The organism is Spirosoma koreense, assembly GCF_054777875.1.
Genome location: NZ_BAAHAC010000014.1, coordinates 1 through 1,553 on the forward strand (window position 1 = coordinate 1; position 1,553 = coordinate 1,553).

General features: G+C 54.9%; 1 rRNA gene. It reads left to right on the top strand.

Annotation, left to right across the window (positions count from 1 at the left end):
* Positions 1-53: 53 nt before the first annotated feature.
* Positions 54-1,553, top strand: a 23S ribosomal RNA gene (locus ACYVC2_RS13515); the annotation flags it as partial.

Consider the following 1,553-nt stretch of genomic DNA (forward strand, 5'->3'; position numbering starts at 1 on the left):
GCAGGTACTGACAAGGCGATCTTGTCAGGCCAACATCGTAGTAAACAAGTGACAACACACAGCAAAAGGGCGTCTGGGGGATGCCTAAGGCTTCTGATGGCGATGAAGGACGTGGCAAGCGACGAAACGCTGCGGGGACCCGCTGGCAGGGGCTGATCCGCAGGTGTCCGAATGGGGCAACCCACTACCTTGAAGAGGTAGTACCCGCAAGGGGGCGAACGCGGTGAACTGAAACATCTAAGTAGCCGCAGGAAAAGAAAACAAATGTGATTCCGGTAGTAGTGGCGAGCGAGCCCGGAAGAGCCCAAACCAGTGGCGTTACGGCGTCATTGGGGTTATAGGACCTGACAAAAGCAGGCAAGCGAACCTGAACCACGTGGGAAAGTGGACCATAGAGGGTGAGAGTCCCGTCGGGGTCAGCGCGTTTGTGGGTTGGGGATCCTGAGTAGGGGGGAACCGGAGAAATTCCCTTTGAAGTAGCCGGCACCATCCGGCAAGGCTAAATACATTCAGAAGACCGATAGTGCAGAGTACCGTGAGGGAAAGGTGAAAAGTACGGGGAGTACCCGGGTGAAATAGATCCTGAAACCAGGCGCTTACAAGCGGTCGGAGCCTCCAGTGTGGGGTGACGGCGTGCCTTTTGCATAATGAGCCTACGAGTAACCGTCACTGGCGAGGTTAATGGACTGGAGTCCAGCAGCCGAAGCGAAAGCGAGTCTGAACAGGGCGAATAGTCAGTGGGGGTTGACGCGAAACTTGGTGATCTATCCCTGGCCAGGCTGAAGGGGTGGTAACACACCCTGGAGGGCCGAACCGATAAGCGTTGAAAAGCTTCCGGATGAGCTGGGGATAGGGGTGAAAGGCCAATCAAACTGAGAAATAGCTCGTACTCTCCGAAATGTTTTTAGGAACAGCGTTACGTGTTACTGTCTGTGAGGTAGAGCCACCAACAGGATGCGGGGGAGTCACATCCTACCAACTTCTGATGAACTCCGAATGCGCAGAGAGGTGCGTGGCAGTGAGGGGCAGGGTGCTAAGGTCCTGCTCCGAGAGGGGAACAACCCAGACCATCTTCTAAGGTCCCCAAGTGTGTGCTAAGTTGAACAAAGGCGGTCCGGCTGCTGAGACAGCCAGGAGGTTAGCTTGGAAGCAGCTATTCCTTTAAAGAGTGCGTAACAGCTCACTGGTCGAGCGGGGCGGGCGTCGATAATAACCGGGCATCAAGCACATCACCGAAGAAATGGACAGTAGATTAGATCTACTTGTGGTAGGAGAGCATTCACTGGTCGGTGAAGCTGTGGCGTGAGCCGTGGTGGAGAGCAGTGAAAAGCAAATGTAGGCATAAGTAACGAGAATGAGGATGAGAACTCCTCACACCGAAAAGCTAAGGTTTCCTCCGCGATGGCAGTCATCGGAGGGTTAGTCGGGGTCTAAGGAGCAGGCGAAGGCCGGGCTTTGAGGGGGAACAGGTTAATAGTCCTGTACTAACGGCACAGGGAAAGCGATGACGGAGTGCCGGGGTGTTTACGTCCTGACGGAATAGGGCGTTGAGC